Origin of the sequence: Methylobacterium sp. WL6 (assembly GCF_008040095.1) — a bacterium.
GTDB lineage: Bacteria > Pseudomonadota > Alphaproteobacteria > Rhizobiales > Beijerinckiaceae > Methylobacterium.
In genome coordinates this window covers 1-2506 of sequence record NZ_VRVH01000463.1, presented here as the reverse complement: position 1 = coordinate 2506, position 2506 = coordinate 1, and the positions used below count along the sequence as shown (strand labels likewise).

3 protein-coding genes are annotated in these 2506 nt (G+C 71.3%); 2 read left to right on the top strand and 1 reads right to left on the bottom strand.

Features of this window, described 5'->3' with window-relative positions:
- Positions 1-226 precede the first annotated feature (226 nt).
- Complete coding sequence (pdxH, locus tag FV230_RS27230; RefSeq protein WP_147844592.1) at positions 227-805, top strand: pyridoxamine 5'-phosphate oxidase; 579 nt, start codon at positions 227-229, stop codon at positions 803-805.
- A gap of 7 nt (positions 806-812) precedes the next feature.
- Here pdxH and FV230_RS27225 read toward each other — a convergent pair whose 3' ends face one another.
- Positions 813-1364, bottom strand: a complete 552-nt coding sequence (locus FV230_RS27225) for a carboxymuconolactone decarboxylase family protein (protein WP_246695030.1) — start codon at positions 1362-1364, stop codon at positions 813-815.
- A 260-nt stretch (positions 1365-1624) separates the two neighbouring features.
- On the opposite strand from FV230_RS27225, the gene FV230_RS27220 reads away from it, so the two are divergent.
- Complete coding sequence (locus tag FV230_RS27220) at positions 1625-2347, top strand: SDR family oxidoreductase (protein WP_147728807.1); 723 nt, start codon at positions 1625-1627, stop codon at positions 2345-2347.
- The last annotated feature ends 159 nt before the right edge of the window (positions 2348-2506 follow it).

Sequence of the window (2506 nt, the reverse complement as noted above, 5' to 3'; positions counted from 1 at the left end):
GCCCGCGCTTCCCCCCGCGGCATCGCCGCAGCCCCTTCCTTCTTTTCGCGACGACGCATTACACCTGAACCCGAGACCCTGAACCCAAGACGAGATGGCGCGTAAGTGTGCTCCAACGTCGGTGCCCCCCGACCCGGATCTCACAACGGAGGATTAAGTCGTGGACGCGTTAAAGATCGATGAGTCGGGCGGGCGCGATGCGGTCCCGGATGCCGCCGACTTCACCCTGAGCGACGATCCGTTCGGCCTGTTCGCCGCCTGGATGGCCGAGGCGACGGCGTCCGAGCCCGAGGACGCCAACGCGATCGCGCTGGCTACCACAGGCGCGGACGGCCTGCCCGACGTGCGGATGGTGCTGCTGAAGGGCTTCGACGAGCGCGGCTTCGTCTTCTACACCAACGTCGAATCGGCCAAGGGCGAGGAGCTCGCCGCCAACCCGCAGGCCGCCTTCGTGCTGCATTGGAAGAGCCTGCGCCGGCAGATCCGCGTCCGCGGTCCGGTGTCGCGAGTGACGCCCGAGGAGGCGGACGCCTACTTCGCCAGCCGCCACCGCGACAGCCGGCTCGGCGCCATCGCCAGCCGCCAGTCGCGCCCGCTCGCGGGCCGCGACGCGCTGATGGCGGAGGTGGCGGAGCTGTCGGCCCGCTACGAGGACGGGCCGGTTCCGCGGCCGGAGAACTGGACCGGGTTCCGGATCGCCCCGGTGGCGATGGAGTTCTGGCGCAACGGCGACTACCGCCTGCACGACCGCGTCCGGTTCACCCGCAACGGCAAGGGCTGGGACCGGTCGCGCCTCTATCCCTGAGAAGCCGCTACGGGATCAGGGCAGGCAGCGGCGGCGCGACGCCTTCCGGCAGGGCGGTGCGGGCGACGTTCATCGTCATCGCGAGCAGGGCGTAATAGCCGTTGATCCCGGTGAGATCGATCGCGCCCTGCTCGCCGTAGAGCGCGACGAGGGCCGCGTAGGTCGGATCGCTCACCGCCTTGTTGCGCTGGAGCTCGGTCGAGAACGCGTAGACCGCGGCTTCCTCGGCCGACATGCCCTCCGGCCGCCGGCCCTCCGCGATCGCCTGCGCCACGTCCGCGTCGACGCCGGCCTTCAGCGCGATCGGATGGTGGATCTGCCACTCGATCTGCTGGCTCCACTCGCGGGCGACGATCAGGATGGCGAACTCGCTGATCCTGAGCGGCAGAACGCTGTCGTAGCGCAGGTATAGGCCCATGTCGCTCGCGCGCAGCATCAGGTCGGGGCTGCGCAGCAGCGGCACGAACGGGCCGAAGACCGGCGTCTTGCGCGCTGCGAAGAACGCGTCCGACGCCGCGAGCTGCGCCGGGGTGAGCCGATCCGCGGAAATGGCGGGCATGCGATCGGTGGGGCGGGCCGTGGTCGGCATGAGGGGGCGATCCGGTGCGAGGGGCTGCGGAGCCCCGGTGATCCCGCCGCATCGGTGCCCGGTCAAGCGTCCCCGCCGGTGTTGCGACGCGGCGAAGTCCCTGGATTTTCGGGCCGGCTGCGCTTAGACCTTGGGCTCAGCGCGGCGGCCCGCCGGGGTGCCCCGGCGCCGACCCCGATCGGAAGCGAGGCACGGCCTTGGCCATACCCGGAAACGAACGCCGTCGCGTCATGCTGCTCACCGGGGCGAGCCGGGGCATCGGCCACGCCACCGTCAAGCGCTTCTCCGCGGCGGGATGGCGGGTGATCACCTGCTCGCGCCACGCCTTTCCCGAGAACTGCCCATGGGAGATGGGCCCGGAGGACCACCTCCAGGTCGACCTCGCCGACGCCGAGGATACCGTGCGCGGGGTCCGCGAGGTCGCCGAGCGGCTGTCGATCGAGGGCGGCCTGCTCCACGCGCTGGTCAACAATGCCGGCATCTCGCCCAAGGGGCCGAACGGCGAGCGCCTCGGCGCCCTGCCGACCGACTTCGCGACCTGGCAGCGGGTGTTCCAAGTGAACTTCTTCGCGCCCGTGCTGCTCGCCCAGGGCCTGCGCGACGAGCTCGCCCGCGCCAAGGGGTCGATCGTCAACGTCACCTCGATCGCCGGGTCGCGCGTCCACCCGTTCGCGGGCGCGGCCTACGGCACCTCGAAGTCGGCGCTGGCCGGCCTGACCCGCGAGATGGCCGCCGATTTCGGGCCGCTGGGCGTGCGCGTCAACGCGATCTCGCCCGGCGAGATCGACACCGCGATCCTGTCGCCCGGAACCGACAAGCTGGTCGAGCAGATCCCGCAGCGCCGCCTCGGCACGCCCGACGAGGTCGCCAAGGCGATCTACTTCCTGTGCACCGAGGCCTCGTCCTACGTGAACGGCGCCGAGCTGCACATCAACGGCGGGCAGCATGTCTGACCGGCTGTCCCGCTGGTTGCTCCTCGTCGCTCTCGCCGCCACGCCCGCCGCCGCCGAGCCGGCGGTCACGATCCTCGACCTGCCGTTCCAGGCGACCGCGATGCGCGGGCCGCGGAGCGAGGTCGCCGTCGCGGTGGCGACGTCCGGGCTGATCCCGCT

Coding starts and splice junctions, on each gene's coding strand:
- FV230_RS27225 (WP_246695030.1), bottom strand. CDS start 1,364: ATGCCCGCCATTTCCGCGGATCGGCTCACCCCGGCGCAGCTCGCGGCG.
- FV230_RS27220 (WP_147728807.1), top strand. CDS start 1,625: ATGCTGCTCACCGGGGCGAGCCGGGGCATCGGCCACGCCACCGTCAAG.